15 protein-coding genes are annotated in these 14,572 nt (G+C 72.1%); 6 read left to right on the top strand and 9 right to left on the bottom strand.

The genetic code is table 11. The annotated features are described in order from the left end of the window. Positions 1–53: 53 nt before the first annotated feature. A complete protein-coding gene (locus tag AB0878_RS03960; RefSeq protein ID WP_285966861.1) occupies positions 54–980 on the bottom strand; it encodes a LysR family transcriptional regulator in 927 nt (308 codons plus the stop codon). Positions 981–1,100: 120 nt separating this feature from the next. Here AB0878_RS03960 and AB0878_RS03965 point away from each other — a divergent pair, with 120 nt between their 5' ends. Beyond that, entirely contained in the window at positions 1,101–2,300 is a 1,200-nt protein-coding gene (locus AB0878_RS03965) for a Glu/Leu/Phe/Val dehydrogenase dimerization domain-containing protein (protein ID WP_366576249.1), read from the top strand. A 96-nt stretch (positions 2,301–2,396) separates the two neighbouring features. Here AB0878_RS03965 and pip read toward each other — a convergent pair whose 3' ends face one another. The 7 genes from pip to AB0878_RS04000 are packed head-to-tail and all read right to left on the bottom strand — an operon-like array spanning position 2,397 to position 6,735. After that, entirely contained in the window at positions 2,397–3,338 is a 942-nt protein-coding gene (gene pip, locus AB0878_RS03970) for a prolyl aminopeptidase (protein WP_366576251.1), read from the bottom strand. Between the two features lie 35 nt (positions 3,339–3,373). Continuing rightward, complete coding sequence (locus AB0878_RS03975; RefSeq protein ID WP_366576253.1) at positions 3,374–3,505, bottom strand: hypothetical protein; 132 nt, start codon at positions 3,503–3,505, stop codon at positions 3,374–3,376. A 35-nt stretch (positions 3,506–3,540) separates the two neighbouring features. Beyond that, positions 3,541–3,672 (bottom strand): hypothetical protein, encoded by a 132-nt coding sequence (locus AB0878_RS03980; RefSeq protein WP_366576255.1) that lies wholly within the window; start codon positions 3,670–3,672, stop codon positions 3,541–3,543. A 35-nt stretch (positions 3,673–3,707) separates the two neighbouring features. After that, positions 3,708–4,457, bottom strand: coding sequence for an ESX secretion-associated protein EspG (locus AB0878_RS03985; RefSeq protein ID WP_366576257.1), 750 nt, complete (start codon positions 4,455–4,457; stop codon positions 3,708–3,710). Continuing rightward, a complete protein-coding gene (locus tag AB0878_RS03990) occupies positions 4,454–5,728 on the bottom strand; it encodes a hypothetical protein (protein WP_366576259.1) in 1,275 nt (424 codons plus the stop codon). Before AB0878_RS03990 ends, AB0878_RS03985 begins: the two co-directional genes overlap by 4 nt. After that, positions 5,729–6,346, bottom strand: a complete 618-nt coding sequence (locus tag AB0878_RS03995) for a DUF3558 domain-containing protein (protein WP_366576261.1) — start codon at positions 6,344–6,346, stop codon at positions 5,729–5,731. Then, on the bottom strand, positions 6,343–6,735 hold the full coding sequence (locus AB0878_RS04000) for a hypothetical protein (protein WP_366576263.1): 393 nt from the start codon (positions 6,733–6,735) through the stop codon (positions 6,343–6,345). Before AB0878_RS04000 ends, AB0878_RS03995 begins: the two co-directional genes overlap by 4 nt. Positions 6,736–6,919: 184 nt before the next feature. On the opposite strand from AB0878_RS04000, the gene AB0878_RS04005 reads away from it, so the two are divergent. The 4 genes from AB0878_RS04005 (at position 6,920) to AB0878_RS04020 (ending at position 10,787) form a co-directional block, all read left to right on the top strand. Continuing rightward, positions 6,920–7,507 (top strand): helix-turn-helix domain-containing protein, encoded by a 588-nt coding sequence (locus tag AB0878_RS04005; RefSeq protein ID WP_366576265.1) that lies wholly within the window; start codon positions 6,920–6,922, stop codon positions 7,505–7,507. A 43-nt stretch (positions 7,508–7,550) separates the two neighbouring features. After that, entirely contained in the window at positions 7,551–8,117 is a 567-nt protein-coding gene (locus AB0878_RS04010; protein ID WP_366576267.1) for a TIGR03086 family metal-binding protein, read from the top strand. Between the two features lie 226 nt (positions 8,118–8,343). Then, complete coding sequence (locus tag AB0878_RS04015) at positions 8,344–9,747, top strand: hemolysin family protein (protein WP_366576269.1); 1,404 nt, start codon at positions 8,344–8,346, stop codon at positions 9,745–9,747. Beyond that, positions 9,744–10,787 carry a hemolysin family protein gene (locus AB0878_RS04020; RefSeq protein WP_366576271.1) on the top strand — a complete coding sequence of 348 codons (1,044 nt, stop codon included), beginning with the start codon at positions 9,744–9,746 and terminating at the stop codon, positions 10,785–10,787. The genes AB0878_RS04015 and AB0878_RS04020 overlap by 4 nt, the downstream gene beginning before the upstream one ends. A gap of 18 nt (positions 10,788–10,805) precedes the next feature. On the opposite strand, the gene AB0878_RS04025 is transcribed toward AB0878_RS04020, so the two are convergent. Continuing rightward, on the bottom strand, positions 10,806–11,654 hold the full coding sequence (locus AB0878_RS04025; RefSeq protein WP_366576273.1) for a 3-methyladenine DNA glycosylase: 849 nt from the start codon (positions 11,652–11,654) through the stop codon (positions 10,806–10,808). A 413-nt stretch (positions 11,655–12,067) separates the two neighbouring features. On the opposite strand from AB0878_RS04025, the gene AB0878_RS04030 reads away from it, so the two are divergent. Then, complete coding sequence (locus tag AB0878_RS04030; RefSeq protein WP_366576274.1) at positions 12,068–14,506, top strand: hypothetical protein; 2,439 nt, start codon at positions 12,068–12,070, stop codon at positions 14,504–14,506. The last annotated feature ends 66 nt before the right edge of the window (positions 14,507–14,572 follow it).

The following is a 14,572-nucleotide window of genomic DNA, read 5'->3' on the forward strand; positions in this document are numbered from 1 at the left end:
TCCTGACCTGGGTGTTTGTCCTGAAGTTCCCGCACGTTGCTCCGTCCGGATGATCACGGCAGGGCAGGTTCGGTGCCCAAACCGAGCTCCGCGGCGGCGGACTGCACGGCTCCGATCACGAGGTGCAAAGCCGGGCGCCGGATCTCCGTGCGCCGGTAGGCGATCGACACCGTGCGCAGCAGCGGCGTCGTCAACGTGACCACGTCGATGCCGGGCGGCCGCAGCAGCCGCAGCCCGAGGTCCGACACGAGCGTGACCCCGAGACCGGCGCCCACCATGGCCATGGCCGTGGACTGCTCTTCGACCTCGTGGTTGATCTTCGGCGAGAACCCGTGGCGGTGGCACGCCATCCGCATCGCCCGGCCGAAGTGCGACTTCGGGCTCGCGAGGATCCACGGGTGCTCGGCCAGCTCGTCGAGCGACACCGAACCGGCGGGGAACGCACCGGCGGGCACGGCCGCGTGCAGCCGTTCGATGGCCACCACCGCGCGCTCCAGCCCGTTGTCCCACCGCGTCGGCGCGTCGGAGTAGTCGATGACGAACGACAGGTCGAGCGTGCCGTCGCGCACCGCCTCCGCGGTGTCCTCGGGGGCCAGCTCACGCGTCTTCAGCTGGATCCCCGGGTACTCGGCGGCCAGCGCGGTCAGCGCCGAAGGCAGCAGCCCGGAGGCCACCGACGCCCACACCCCCGCGGTCAGGCGCGCGGACATCGAGCCCTGCGCCTCCTCGAGGGCGAGCGTGGCTCGCTCGACCGAGCCCAGGATCTCCTCGGCGTGCTCGGTCAGCAGCACGCCGAGCTCGGTCAGCTGCACGCGCCGGCCGAGCCGTTCGAACAACTTCGCGCCCACGTCCCGTTCGAGCTGCGCCAGCTGCTGCGACACGGCCGAAGCCGTGTAGTGCAGCGACACCGCGGCAGCTGTCACCGTCCCCCGGCGCCGCAGCTCCCGGAGCATCCGCAGGCGGTGCAACGAAAGCTCCATACAGGAACCCTAAACAACTTCGTGCAGCTTCGTTAACTGGACGCGAAGGCGGTCTCGACCGCACCCTCGAAAGCGGCGGCCGACGAGGGCCGCTCCTGACTCTTGGAGGTGAGTGGCCCGATGCTTCCGCAGAACGCCGAACCGTTGATGAGGCTGACGTGGACCGACCCCGTCACCGGCGCGCACGGTTACCTGGTCGTGCACAGCCTGGTGTCCGGCGTCGCCACGGGCGGCACGCGGATGCGGGCGGGCTGCACCATGGGCGAGGTCGAGGACCTCGCCCGCGGGATGGCGAACAAGACGGCCACGTTCAACCTCCCCGTCGGCGGTGCCAAGGGCGGCATCGACTTCGACCCCAAGGACCCCCAGGCCTTCGGCGTGCTCACGCGGTTCTGCGAGTTCCTGCGGCCGTGGCTCGACGCCAGCTGGGTGACCGCCGAGGACCTGGGCGTGCCGCAGCACCTCATCGACTCCGTCTTCGAGAAGCTCGGGCTGGAGCAGTCGTACCACGCCGCGATCCACCGTTCGGCCGATCCCGAGCGCACGCTGCGGCGGGTGCAGGCCGGGCTCAACGCGCCGGTGCCCGGCGGGCTGCTGCTGGGCGACGTGATCGGCGGCTACGGCGTGGCGCAGGCCTGCCTGGGCGCCGCCTCGGCGTGGGGTTGGGACGCGGCGGAGACGACCGTCGCGATCCAGGGCATCGGCACCATGGGCGGCGGCGCCGCGTGGTACCTGCACGAAGCCGGCGTGAAGGTCGTCGCCGTGGCCGACGCGGCGGGCACGCTCTACGACCCCGAGGGCCTCGACGTGCCGGCGCTGCTCGACCTGCGCGACCGCTTCGGCGAGGTGGACCGCTCCCGGCTGCCCGAGGGCGTCCGCACGCTGCCGCGCGAGGCGGTCGTGGCGACCGACGCCGACATCCTCGTGCCGGCCGCGATCTCCTACGCGCTGCGCGTGGACAACGAGAACCTCGTGAAGGCCAAGGTCGTGGTGGAGGCCGCGAACGCGGCGACGACACCCGAGGCCGAGGCGTCGCTGTCCGCTCGGGGGGTCGCGGTGATCCCGGACTTCGTCGCGAACGCGGGTGCCGCCGCGTGGGCGTGGTGGCTGCTGCTCGGCGAGGTGGGCGCCGACCCGGCGGACTCGTTCCTGCGGCTGCGCACGGAAATGCAGGCGAAGGTGGCGCTGCTGCTCGCCGAGTGGAACCTCGACCGCGTGCCGCCGCGGGTGACCGGCCTGCAGCTGGCCGAGACCACTCGCGCCGCCCGGGCGGCGGAGGCGCAGGCGAACGAGGGTGCGCCTGCCCTGCTCATCCCGTAACCGGCCGGAAGCCCGCAGGACCGGGGGTCGCGCGGTGTCCCGAGACGGGGCGGGGCACCGCGCGGGACTTCCCCGTGTCACACGGTTTCCGGAGGCTCAGGCCCGGTCGAGCACGCCGACGAGGACCTTGCCGATCGAGCCGGTGGCCGTCGTGTGCCCGGAGTCGCCGACGAGCAGCAGCTGCGCACCCGGCAGCGCCCGTTCCAGCAGCCACGGCGTGCCGACCAGGTTGCCGAGGTCGAGCGCGCCCTGGACCAGTGTCGCCGGGATCCCGGCGAGCCGGTGGGCGTCGCGCAGGATCGCGCCGTCCTCGCTGAAGCAGCCGTTGGCGAAGTAGTGCGTGACGAGCCGCGCGAACGCCAGCCGGTACGCGGGATCGGTGAACTGCGACGCCGCCGGTTCGATCGAGAGCATCGCGTCCTCCCACTCACACCAGCGGCGGGCGGCGGCTTCGTGGACGGCGGGGTCGGGATCCATCAGCAACCGGTGGTAGGCCCGGGCGAGGTCACCGTCGCGCTCGGCCGCCAGCACGCCGTCGCGGAACTTCGCGAACGCCGCCGGGAACACCGCGCCGAGCCCGCGCGTGAGCAGGTCCAGCTCGGCCTGCCGGTCGGTGGCCAGGCCGAGGAGCACGAGCTCGCTGACGCGCTCCGGGTATCGCTCCGCGTAGAGGAGTGAGAGCGCCGAACCCCAGGACCCGCCGAACAGCAGCCAGGCGTCGATGCCGAGCGTGGTCCGCAGCAGTTCCATGTCCGCGAGCAGGTGCGGGGTGGTGTTGGCCGACAGGTCGGCGACGGGCTCGCCCGCGTGCGGCGTGCTGCGCCCGCAGCCGCGCTGGTCGAACAGCACCACGCGGTAGCGAGCCGGGTCGAAGTACCGGCGGTGCGCCGGCAGGCAGCCACTGCCGGGACCGCCGTGCACGACGAGGGCGGGCTTCCCGGCGGGGTTGCCGCACTCCTCCCAGTACACGGAATGGCCGTCGCCGACGTCCAGCATGCCGGTGCGGTACGGGCTGATCTCGGGGTGCAGTCCAGGCACGGCACCTCCTTTCCTCGACGAAGCGTTCCGGCGAGTCAGAGCAGATCCGCGGCCGGCTCCCGCAGCGCGCGGCACAGCTGAGCGGGGGTGGCGGGGCCGAGATGGATCACACCGACGTCCAGCATGCCGGTGCGGTACGGGCTGATCTCGGGGTGCAGTCCAGGCACGGCACCTCCTTTCCTCGACGAAGCGTTCCGGCGAGTCAGAGCAGATTCGCGGCCGGCTCCCGCAGCGCGCGACACAGCTGAGCGGGGGTGGCGGGGCCGAGGCGGATCACACCGACGTCCAGCATGCCGGTGCGGTACGGGCTGATCTCGGGGTGCAGTCCAGGCACGGCACCTCCTTTCCTCGACGAAGCGTTCCGGCGAGTCAGAGCAGATCCGCGGCCAGCTCCCGCAGCGCGCGACACAACTCCGCGGGAGTGGCGGGGCCGAGGCGGATCACGGCGTCCGCGCCGGTGCCGGCGGTGTGGCTGAGGTAGCGGCCCCAGTCGGTGTCGGCGTAGTGCAGGGGTTCCGCCACGCACAGGCGGCGGCCGACCTCGTCGCGGCGGGCCGCGTAAAGCTCGCCGCTGCCGTGGACCGGGCGCTGCACGAGGCCGACGACGTCGGCCAGCTCGGGCTCCAGCGGGTAGGCGTCCTCGCCGCGGCGCGCGGCGTCGGCGAGGTCGGAGACGCGGACCGACCGAGGGACGCCGCCACCGGCACCGACGGCCGGCAGCTGCTCGACAAGGGTCTCGACCAGCCGCTGCCGGTCGATCTCCTGCACGCCCACGTGCTCGCCGTCGGACACGGCGAGCACTGCCTGCAGCCCGCTCGCGGCGACGAGCACACCGTAGGTGCGCCCGCCCGTGGCGACCCAGCCGTAGTACTCCTCCGCCGGCCGCGACAGCAGCGGCAGCCAGTCGAGGAAGTCGACGGTGGCGCGCCCGCGCCGGTCGACGAGGCCCGCCACGGCGAGCGCGTCGTCGACCCGTTTGGCGGCCTCCTCGCGTTCGAGGTCCGACAGCCACACCGGTTCGGGGCGCAGCGTCACGTGCAACGAGCCGACCTGCTCGCGTTCGGCGAGCGCCGCGAGTGCCTCCAGCGGCACGTCGACCCGTCCGGCCACGGCCGTCACTCGCCGATGACCGGCGGGATCGTCCGCTGGTCGGTGCCGAAGAGGGCGTCGGGATCGGGCTCGACGAGGAAGTCGGGCCGGCGGTGCTCGGCGTCCTCCTCCTCTTCCCCGCGGCGGCCGGCGGCACCCGCGGGTCCCATCGCCGTTCCGCGGCTCGCCGAAGCACCACGAGCGGCGGCCGCTTCTTCGGCCGCGACGGCGTTCAGGCCACCGACGCCCGACCGCGTGCCGGCACCGCCCCGCAGTGCCCGGCCTTCCGCCGCACCGCCTTCGCTGCCGGTCCCGCCGCCGAACCGGCCGCCGGACGCACCCCGGCCCGGGGTGCCGCCGGAATCGCCGCCGATGAAGCCGGTCGGGCCGGACGTCGGGCTCTGGCCGGGATCGTTCGGCAGGAACGCCGTGCCGCCCCGGGTGGCGGTCGGGTCCGGCAGAGTCGAGGTGCCCGGCGGGACCACCGTGTTCGTGCCGCCGGTACTGCTCTGCGTCGTGGTCGTGTCCGTCGGGTGGTGTGTACCACCGGTACCGCCCGGATCGCCGGTTCCCCCGGTGCCACCCGGGCCGCCGGTGTGACCGGTGCCGGTGTGGCCGCCCGTGATCACCTGATCGCCGGTGCCGTGGAACCCGGTGGCCGAGGTGCGCCCGCCCGTCCCGGTGCCCGTCGTCCCGCCGTGCGTCGTGCTGCCGAGCGACCCCGGGATGCTCACGTGCCCGGGCGGCGGCGGGGTGGACAGCCGGATCGCCGCGCCGTCGGACTGCAGCGTGCCGTACTGCGTCGGCAGCACCGACTTCGTGCTCGTGGTGACGCCGTTGTACTGGTCCATCACGCGCACGTTGGTGTCGTTGGCGGCGTTGTACTTGTTCAGCTTGTCCTGGTACGAGTTCTGGTCGTGGGCCGCCATGAACGGCCCCGCGATCGGGATCGCCGCCTTCAGCCCCGTCGTCCACGGGCTCGGCTTGTCCGGCTTCGGCGGCACCTCGACCACGGCGTGGCTCGAGTCCTCGAAGCTGCTCGCCTGCATCTCCACCGACGCGTTGGTCATGTCGAGCGGGTCGGCGGTGTCCGCGAACGCCTTCTCCAACGGACCCGCGCCCGCGTTGGCGGCGTCGGCGCCGTTGCCCGTCCAGGACTTCGCCATGCGGTCCTGGAGGTCCTTGATGCTCTGCGCCCGCTCCAGGTACGCCGACGACAGCTCCTGCACCTGCGTGGCCGCGGTCCGCAGCCCCGAGGTGTTGCCGGTTCTGAAGTTCTCGTAGATCTGCTTGCCGTCCACCTAAGCCCCCTTGAGTGTGCCGACGACGGCGCCCGCCACGGTTTCCGCGACCTGGCACGAATCCTGCTCGCCCTGATAACCCTGGGCCGCGGTGGCGAACGCGAGGTCGTCCGCGAGACCCACCCACAGGGTGCAGTTGCCGCGCGCCCTGCGGTCGCTGAGATCGCTGAACACCGCGGGGTGACCGGCCACCGAGGGAGCGGGGTCCACGAAGCCGAGTTGCCCCGCGTCCTTCGCGCGGTAGACGCCGGCGAGGCCGCCCATCCCCTGGTCACGGTTCCCCGTGCCGATGATGATCTGGACGCTGAGCCCTTCCGCACCGATCTGCCAGCCACAACCGGGCCCTGCCTCGGCGAACGGCCCGGTCACGGTCGCTTCGCCCGGCGCCGGATAACGCAGCCCGGCCAGCACGCTCTCCGGCACGAGCGCGCACGGTTTGCCCAGGTATGCGGCCGGATCGAGCGGATCCGCCACCTTCGGTGCACGGGCGTCGGGAGCGGTGCCCGAGGCACTGCCCAGGGCCGGCTCCGCGGTACCCGCGGTGGGTGCCGAACACCCGGCCGCCATCGCGGCGACCACGAGCGCGGCGCACGCCGCCCTCGTGCCGGTTGCCCTCATCGTGCCTGGCCGAGCTCGGCGTTCGCCCGGTCGGTCGCCACGGTCTTGTCCTTCGCCGCCTTCAGCTTCTCGAGGTAGCCCTGCACGTACTGGCGCATCGAATCGTTCTGCTCCTGCAGCGCGCGCAACGAGTCGCCACCGGTGGTGGCGTAACCACTGCTGGCGGGATCCTTGCCGGGAGCTTTCAGCGCCGTGACGATTTCCGTGATCTTGCGGCCGTCGGCCGTGATCTTCGTGAGCTGGTCTTCCCACAGCCCGATCACGGTGTCCAGCTCGGCGGGCTCCATCTCGAAGGAACCGCCACCGCCCCCGCCGCCGTAGACCGGACCGCGGCTCGAGACGTCGCCGAAGACGGTTTGGGCCGCACGGCCCGCTTCGCCGATGATCAAGGCCCGTTCCTCTCCCCAGTCTCACTCACCGTGATGGCGCACAGCGTAGCCACCGGCCACGTCCGTGTCAGCAGAACGTGGCCGAGGTGAGACGAAGAAAGAAGCGGGCCGGTTCCGGCGACTCCACGTCACAGTACGTACGTACGGATTGCGAGAACCCCGTCCCAGATGTCAGGATTCCAGGATGCCACGGGTCAGCCAGGATCACCTCGACGCACGCCGGCGCCAGATCCTCGACGGTTCTCGCGTGTGCTTCGCCCGCTACGGCTACGAGGGTGCCACAGTCCGCCGCCTCGAGGAGGCGACGGGCCTGTCCCGCGGAGCCATCTTCCACCACTTCCGCGACAAGGAGTCGCTGTTCCTCGCACTCGCCGAGGACGACGCCGTGCGGATGGCCGACGTCGTGGCCGAACAGGGCCTGGTGCAGGTCATGCGCGAGCTGCTCTCCGGCGACAGCGAGCACCCCGCCGACTGGCTCGGCACGCGGCTCGAGGTGTCGCGGCGGCTGCGCACCGACCCGGAGTTCCGCGGCCGCTGGGCCGAGCGCTCCGAACAGCTGACCACCGCCACGCGCGAACGGCTCATGCGCCAGCGCGAGGCCGGCAACCTGCGCGACGACGTGGACGTGGACGTGCTCACGGCGTTTCTCGAGCTGGTGCTCGAAGGCCTGGTCTCCCACCTCGCGATGGGCCTGCCCGGCGACGACCTCGGTCCCGTGCTCGACCTGGTCGAGGAGACCGTCCGGCGGCACCGGCCCGGGACCACCCGCTAGTCGCTCACACTGCGCGGCCGGCACTTTCGTGTTGAATGTGGCCGTGGAGATCCTCGACGCGCACGGACAGTCCCTCGCCCTCTTCGACCGGGCCGTGCACGACATCGGACCCGGTGACTGGGCTCGCGACACGCCCTGCGCCGACTGGTCCGTGCGCGACCTCGTGAACCACCTCGTCGTCGAGCAGCTGTGGGTCCCGCCATTGCTCGACGGGGCCACCCTCGACGACGTCGGCGACCGATTCGACGGCGACCGGCTCGGCGACGACCCCGTCGCCGCCTGGGAGACGTCGGCCGCCACGGCGCGCGAAGCGTGGCTGGTGCCCGGCGTGCCGCAGCGCGCCGTCCACGTCTCCTTCGGACTGATCCCGGCCGAGGAGTACGGCTGGCAGATGTCCATCGACTTCGCGGTGCACGCGTGGGACCTCGCGATGGCGCTCGGCAAGCCGAACCCGATCCCGTCGGACCTGGCGGCCCGCCTGCTGGAGGTCGTGCGCCCGTGGGTCGACGACTGGCAGGGCATCGGGCTGTTCGAACCGCCGGTCGCGGTCGGGCGCTCCGCGAACGACGCGACGCGGCTCGTCGCGCTCCTGGGCCGGCAGCCGCGCTGAGCCGCGCCGCTTCACCCGGCTGTCACCCGTCCGGCGTCCGGAACACGTTAAGATTGTCGGCATCGTCGCAGTACAAGCCGATTCCCTTACTAGGAGTGACTCCACACGTGCGCGCCGCGCAATCGCCCGGTGACAGTACCGGGCCGGGTCGAAAACCCGGCTGCCCGCTAGCGTCCACCGCCACCGCCCCCTCCCGTGGCCCCTCCCCCGTCCCGGACGGTGCGGCATGACCCACGTCCTGCTCTCCGTGGCCGGTGTGCTGGTCTTCATCCTCCTCACGATCGGCACCGGCCTCGCCGTCGCCGCCGAGTTCTCGCTGACCGCCCTCGAGCGCAGCACCGTCGACGCCGACGTGCGCCAGGTGGGCGACCGCCGCTCGCTGTCGGTGCAGAAGGCGCACCGCACGCTGAGCTTCCAGCTCTCGGGTGCGCAGGTCGCAATCACCCTCACCACGCTGATCACCGGTTACCTCGCCGAGCCGCTGATCGGCGAGCTCGTGCGGCCGGTCTTCGACGCGGTCGGCCTGTCCGAGGCCGTCGCGGCCGGCGCGTCGATCGCCGTCGCACTGGTGCTGGCCACCTTCCTGTCGATGATCCTCGGCGAGATGGTGCCGAAGAACATCGCGATCGCGCGCCCGCTGCGCACGGCCCGCGCGGTGACCGGCTACCACTCGCGGTTCTCCGCGCTGTTCCGCTGGCTCATCACGCTCATGAACAACAGCGCCAACTTCGTGGTGCGCAAGTTCGGCGTCGAGCCGCAGGAAGAGCTCCGGTCCGCGCGCTCGCCGCAGGAGCTCGGCTCGATCGTGCGTTCCAGCGCCGAGAGCGGGAAGCTCGACACGTCCACGGCGGAGCTGCTGGACCGCTCGCTGCGCTTCGGCGAGCGCACCGCCGACGAGCTCATGACCCCGCGCGTGCAGGTCGAGTCCCTGACCGTGGACGACACGATCAACGACCTCATCGACATCTCGCGTCGCACCGGCTTCTCGCGATTTCCCGTCTACCGCGAGGACCTCGACGACGTGCAGGGCGCAGTGCACGTGAAGCAGGCCTTCGCCGTGCCCGGCGAGGAGCGCGCGACCGTCCGCATCGGCTCGGTCATGCGTCCCGTGCCGACCGTGCCCGAGTCGCTCTCGGGCGACGACCTGCTCAACCGCCTGCGCGACTCCCGCTACCAGCTCGCCATCGTCGTCGACGAGTACGGCGGCACGGCGGGGCTGGTGACGCTGGAGGACGTGGTCGAGGAGATCATCGGCGACGTCCGCGACGAGCACGACCACCGCGAAGCCCCGGCGTCGCAGCAGGTCGGCTCCGACAGCTGGCTCGTGTCGGGCCAGCTGCGCTCCGACGAGGTCAGCGAGGTCACCGGCTTCCGCATGCCCGACGGCGACTACGAGACGATCGCCGGCCTGATCCTCGAACGCCTCGGCCGCATCCCCGCCGAGGGTGACGCCGCCGTCGTCGACGGCTGGCGGCTCACCGTCACGAGCATGGACCGCCACCGCATCGCCGAGGTCGAGGTGCGGCCCGTGGAACCCGGCCCGGCCCCGAACACCGACCAGGACCCGGCCGCCGCGCGGAAGAAGAACGCCACGCCGCGGCCGGTCACCGAACGCGAGGTGGTCGCGTGAACGACTGGCTGAACATCGCCCTCGTCGTGGTCCTGCTGCTCGCCAACGCGTTTTTCGTCGGCGCCGAGTTCACCCTGATCTCCTCGCGTCGCGACCGCCTGGAAGCGTTGCTGGACCAGGGAAAGACCCGCGCGAAGATCGTGATCAACGCCAGCCGGCACGTCTCGCGGATGCTCGCGGGCGCGCAGCTGGGCATCACCATCTGCTCGCTGCTGCTCGGCCGGCTGGGCGAACCCGCCGTGGCGCACCGGCTGTCCGGGTTCTTCGACCTGTTCGGTCTGCCCCAGCAGCTGCTGCACCCGATCTCGTTCGCGATCGCGCTGGCGTTCATCACGATGCTCCACGTGCTGATCGGCGAGATGGTGCCGAAGAACCTCGCCATCGCCGAGCCCGAACGGCTCGCGCTGTGGCTGGTGCCCGCGCACGTGGCGTGGGTGAAGCTCGCGAGCCCGGTGATCTGGTTCCTCAACCTGGTCGCGAACTCGTTCCTGCGCCTGGTGAAGGTGGAGCCGAAGGACGAGCTCGAGACGGCCTACACCTCCGACGAGCTGGCCGAGCTGCTCAGCGAGTCGCGGCGCGAGGGACTGCTGGAACAGTCGGAGCACCAACGGCTTTCGCAGACGTTGTCGTCGGTCGCGAAGACGGTGTCCGACGTGCTCGTGCCCACGGAGCAGCTGACCACCCTCCCTTGTGGACCGACGCTCGGCGACGTGGAGCGCGCGGTGTCCTCGACCGGGTTCTCGCGGTTCCCGGTCTGCACCGACGACGGCATGCTCACCGGCTACATCCACGTGAAGGACGTGCTCGACCTCGTCGGCCAGAGCGCCGACACGAGCGTGCCGGACTCGAAGACCCGGCCGCTCACCGAGCTGCGCGCCGACGCGCGGCTCGACGTGGCGCTCTCGGCCATGCGCAAGGAAGGCAGCCACCTCGCACGGGCGCTCGACGCCGCGGGCAAGGCGGTGGGCGTCGTGGCGCTGGAGGACCTCGTCGAGGAGTACGTGGGCACCGTGCGCGACGGCACGCACGTGACGGCCTGACCGGGCCGCGGGGCCGGGTCAGGCCGTGACGGCGAGCAGCCGCTCGCACTGCTCGATCAACCGGCGCCGCAGCGGGGCGCCACGCTCGGCGAACGCGCGCTGGGCGGCGGCGTACTCCTGCTTGCCCTCGGCCGTCTCGATCCGCACGGGCTCGTAGCCCAGGTCGGCGAGGTCGTAGGGCGAGGCCCGCATGTCGAGCACCCGGATGTCGCGAGCCAGCTCGAAGCAGTCGGCCACCAGCTCGGACGGGATGAGCGGCGCGAGCCGGAACGCGTGCTTGTAGAGGTCCATGCCGGCGTGCAGGCACGCCGCCTGTTCGAAGGCGGGCCGGTCGTGCGCGGCCGGGCTCAGCGTGTTGAGCGGGCGGGCCGCGGCGGTGAAGAAGCGGAACGCGTCGAAGTGCGAGCACGCGATCCGGTGCGCCCGCACCACCCGGTCGGTCCCGGTGGCCCCGAGGCGCAGCGGGTACGTCGCGTGCCGGACCCGGTCCTCGGTGAGCCCGTAGACCATCGCCCACTCGTGCAGGCCGAAGCAGCCGAAGTTCGCCGGCCGGGCCGCGGTGGCCGCCAGCAGCGCGTGGATGCCGTCGATGCGCTCGCGGCGGGCCACCACGTCCGCGGCCGCGACGGGCTCCGGCCCGCCGGCCAGTGCGACGCCGTAGCCCGGCGACCACCGGCGCAGCTGGGTCGGGCGGAACGAGTAGTACGTGAACAGGAAGTCGTGCACCGGGTGCTTCACGCCGTCTCGGCGGCGGGCCAGGTGCTCGCCCACGAGCTCGTCGACGCGCGCCTCGTGCGCCGCGGCCCGGGCACGCCACACCGCCTCGTCGAGCGCGACGAGGCCGGTCGGCGATTGAGCGGGCGGCACCCGGTCAGGATACGGCGGGCATTCGGCGGAGCCGCCGGTGGGCGAACGGCAGAAATGCCGTACCGCGGAAGCGGAACACCCCGAATCGCCGATCCGCCGAATTCGAAGCCCGCGCACCCCGCTTTCGCATTCGGCGGAAAGGCTTGGTCCGGCGTGGAGCAATCGCCTTTTTGGCCATCGGATAAATACGCCGCCACGGCACCGAAAGGCGGCGTCGGCCCCACGTTCAGGTGAACCGGACTCCCGGAAATGCTGGTCAGAGAAGAGCTTCCGGCGCCGGCTGAGCTGTTCGCGTCGCTTTTCCGGGCGCACGGGTGAGGCCGGTTCATCGGCACACCCCGACGATCTACGATTTTTCTTCGACCAGGAAAACCTTTCCTGGAAATCTTTCCCGAACGGATCGAGGACCATTCATGCGAAGACGCGCGCGCGTGCGCCGCCTCGGGCTGTCCGTGCTGCCGCTGTTCCTGGTGGCCGCCGCGTTCCCCTCCTCGGCGTCGGCCGATCCGGCGCCGGCGACCACCGGGTCGACCTTGACGAAATCCGTCCACGGGGTGTCGTCCCCGGCCGGCCACGGCGACACCCCGACCTGGGTCGTCGCCTACGACGACCGCGCCACCACCGCCGGGCCCGCCACCATCACCGACCCCGTCGGCGCCGGACAGACTTACCAAGCCGGATCGCTGCACGTGCCACCCGGCTGGACCCCGTCGTGGTCGACCGACGGCAGCACCTTCACCACCACCGAACCCGCCTCGGGCACCGTCGCGGTGCGGGCGGTCGACCCGCGCTCGGGCCCCGACGCCACCTCGATGTCCGGGGTGCTCACCCCACCCGTGCAGGCGGTCGCCACCGCGACCGGAGGCGACGGGTTCACCCCGATCCTGCAGCGCACCCCGAGCGGCGCCCTGCAGGCCTGGAACGTCTTCCACCACCTCGGCGCGACCGTGCCGAAGCTGGTGTGCAGCGACCTCGGCACCGGCGGGCGCTGCCCGGGCGGGACCTGGCCCAAGCCGCTGAACACCACACCGGGACCGCTCGGCACCGGCGCCACCGGGGACATCGCCTCCACGCTCACCCCGCAGTACGTGCGCGACCCCGCCAAGAGCTCCACGGTCTACTACCCCGCCGTGACCGCCGCGTCGATCGGCGTGGGCTGCCTCGACCTGGCCGCGGCGGCGAACTGCGGGTACTGGCCGCTCCTGGCCACCGGCGGGGCGCCGTCGGCCGTGAACAGCCTCGCCGGGCTGGTCGAAACCGGCGGCAACCTCTACGGCGTGGCCACCACCGGCGCCGTCGTCTGCTGGTCGCTCTCCACGCACGCCGCGTGCGCCGGCCAGCCGTACGCGCCGATCGTGCGCCCGAGCGGTGACCGCCCCGGTTCCGGGGATCTCATGTACGGAGCCTTGGACGTCGTGGCCGGCAAGGTCTTCGCGTCCTCGTCCTACCCGGGCCTCGGGCAGCCGGAACTGGGCTGCTTCGACCCGGCCACCAACGCGGCGTGCGCGGGCTGGGCGAGCCCCCGCCCGACCGGACCCGCCGGCAACTACACCTACAACGCCTACACCGCGTTCGGCACCGACGGCACCACGGCCGGTGTCTGCTCGACGACGAACGGGACCACCGACGTCACCACGTGCTTCACCGTCGCCGGCGCACCACTGGCCACCCCGGCCACGATGGCGAACCTGCCGGCCAACGTGCTGGCGTTCAACCCCGAGGTGGTCATCGACCCCGCCGGTCACCAGCGCAGCTACCTCCCGGTGTGGGGCGGCCCGTACGCGGGCGCGACGTTCTGCCACGACTGGACCACCGCGACGGCGTGTGCCGGGCTGCCCGTACCCGTCACGCACCCGACGGTGGGCGCGACCCGGGACTACGGCTACAGCTTCGACGCCCCCACCGGCTGCCTGATCGGCCTCGGCGACGCCGGCGTGCTGTTCTCGATGGACCCGGCCACCGGCGCGTCTCCGTGCCTGCGCTCCGGTGCCCAGGTGACGCTCGAGCCGGGCGAGTTCTACTGCGACGGCGGCAGCGGCCACGTGCAGGGCTACGGCGTGGCGCGGCTGACCGGCATCACGCCGGCGAACGTCGACCTCACCGCCTCGCGGGTCACCGTCCTGGACCAGGACGGCGCGGTCGTGGCCAACCCGGGCTTCGCCCCCGACGGCTCGGTCGACCTGAGCGGGGTGTCGGCCACCGCCCACACCTCGCTTACGGTGACCACCACGCTCGTGCTGAAGAGCTCCGCCGACTTCACCGGCGGCAACCAGCCGCAGCTCGTCGTCGACTTCACCGGTGACGCGCCACAGGTGTGCTTCCGCGCGGCGATCTCGACCGACTGCAGCGTGAGCGGCGTGTCCGACACCGCGACCGGCACCGACCCGGCCGGGACGTTCACCTCCAACACGGTGGCGCTCCCGGTCGCACCGGGTGCGGCCTGCACCCCCGTGGTGAGCGTCGAGAAGGAGATCTGCACCTCGGCGAGCGCGGCGAAGTGCGGGCCGGGCGGCTCGGGACCCTGGGCGAAACAGGCGCCGGTCGGCGTCCTCGGCCTGCTCGACGCCACGGCGTACTGGCGGATCACGGTGACCGACCACGGACCGGTGGGGATCAGCGGCACGCACGTGGTGGACAGCGTCGAGCCGTCGTGCCAGGCGGCGGACGCGTTCTCGCTGGAACCCGGCCAGTCGAAGCAGGTGTACTGCGCCACCCACGCCCTGCTCAACCTGTTCCCGATCACCAACCAGGCCAAGGTGAGCTACACCCCGGCCAACGCCCCGGCCGGGACCCCGCCGTCGCACTCGGCGTGGTCTTCGGCCAAGGCGTGTTCCCTGTTGTGCCTCCTGTGAGGCGCGTTCGGTGAGCCGCTGATCAAGTCCGGCCCGCGGCGGGGTATTTTCTACACCTCGTCGCGG

This window comes from Amycolatopsis sp. NPDC047767 (assembly GCF_040704195.1).
In the GTDB taxonomy this organism is placed as follows: Bacteria; Actinomycetota; Actinomycetes; order Mycobacteriales; family Pseudonocardiaceae; genus Amycolatopsis.

Bases quoted from the DNA above. Each gene is read 5' to 3' on its own strand.
- AB0878_RS03960 (WP_285966861.1), bottom strand. From the start codon at position 980: ATGGAGCTTTCGTTGCACCGCCTGCGGATGCTCCGGGAGCTGCGGCGC.
- AB0878_RS03965 (WP_366576249.1), top strand. From the start codon at position 1,101: ATGCTTCCGCAGAACGCCGAACCGTTGATGAGGCTGACGTGGACCGAC.
- AB0878_RS03995 (WP_366576261.1), bottom strand. From the start codon at position 6,346: ATGAGGGCAACCGGCACGAGGGCGGCGTGCGCCGCGCTCGTGGTCGCC.
- AB0878_RS04005 (WP_366576265.1), top strand. From the start codon at position 6,920: ATGCCACGGGTCAGCCAGGATCACCTCGACGCACGCCGGCGCCAGATC.
- AB0878_RS04015 (WP_366576269.1), top strand. From the start codon at position 8,344: ATGACCCACGTCCTGCTCTCCGTGGCCGGTGTGCTGGTCTTCATCCTC.
- AB0878_RS04030 (WP_366576274.1), top strand. From the start codon at position 12,068: ATGCGAAGACGCGCGCGCGTGCGCCGCCTCGGGCTGTCCGTGCTGCCG.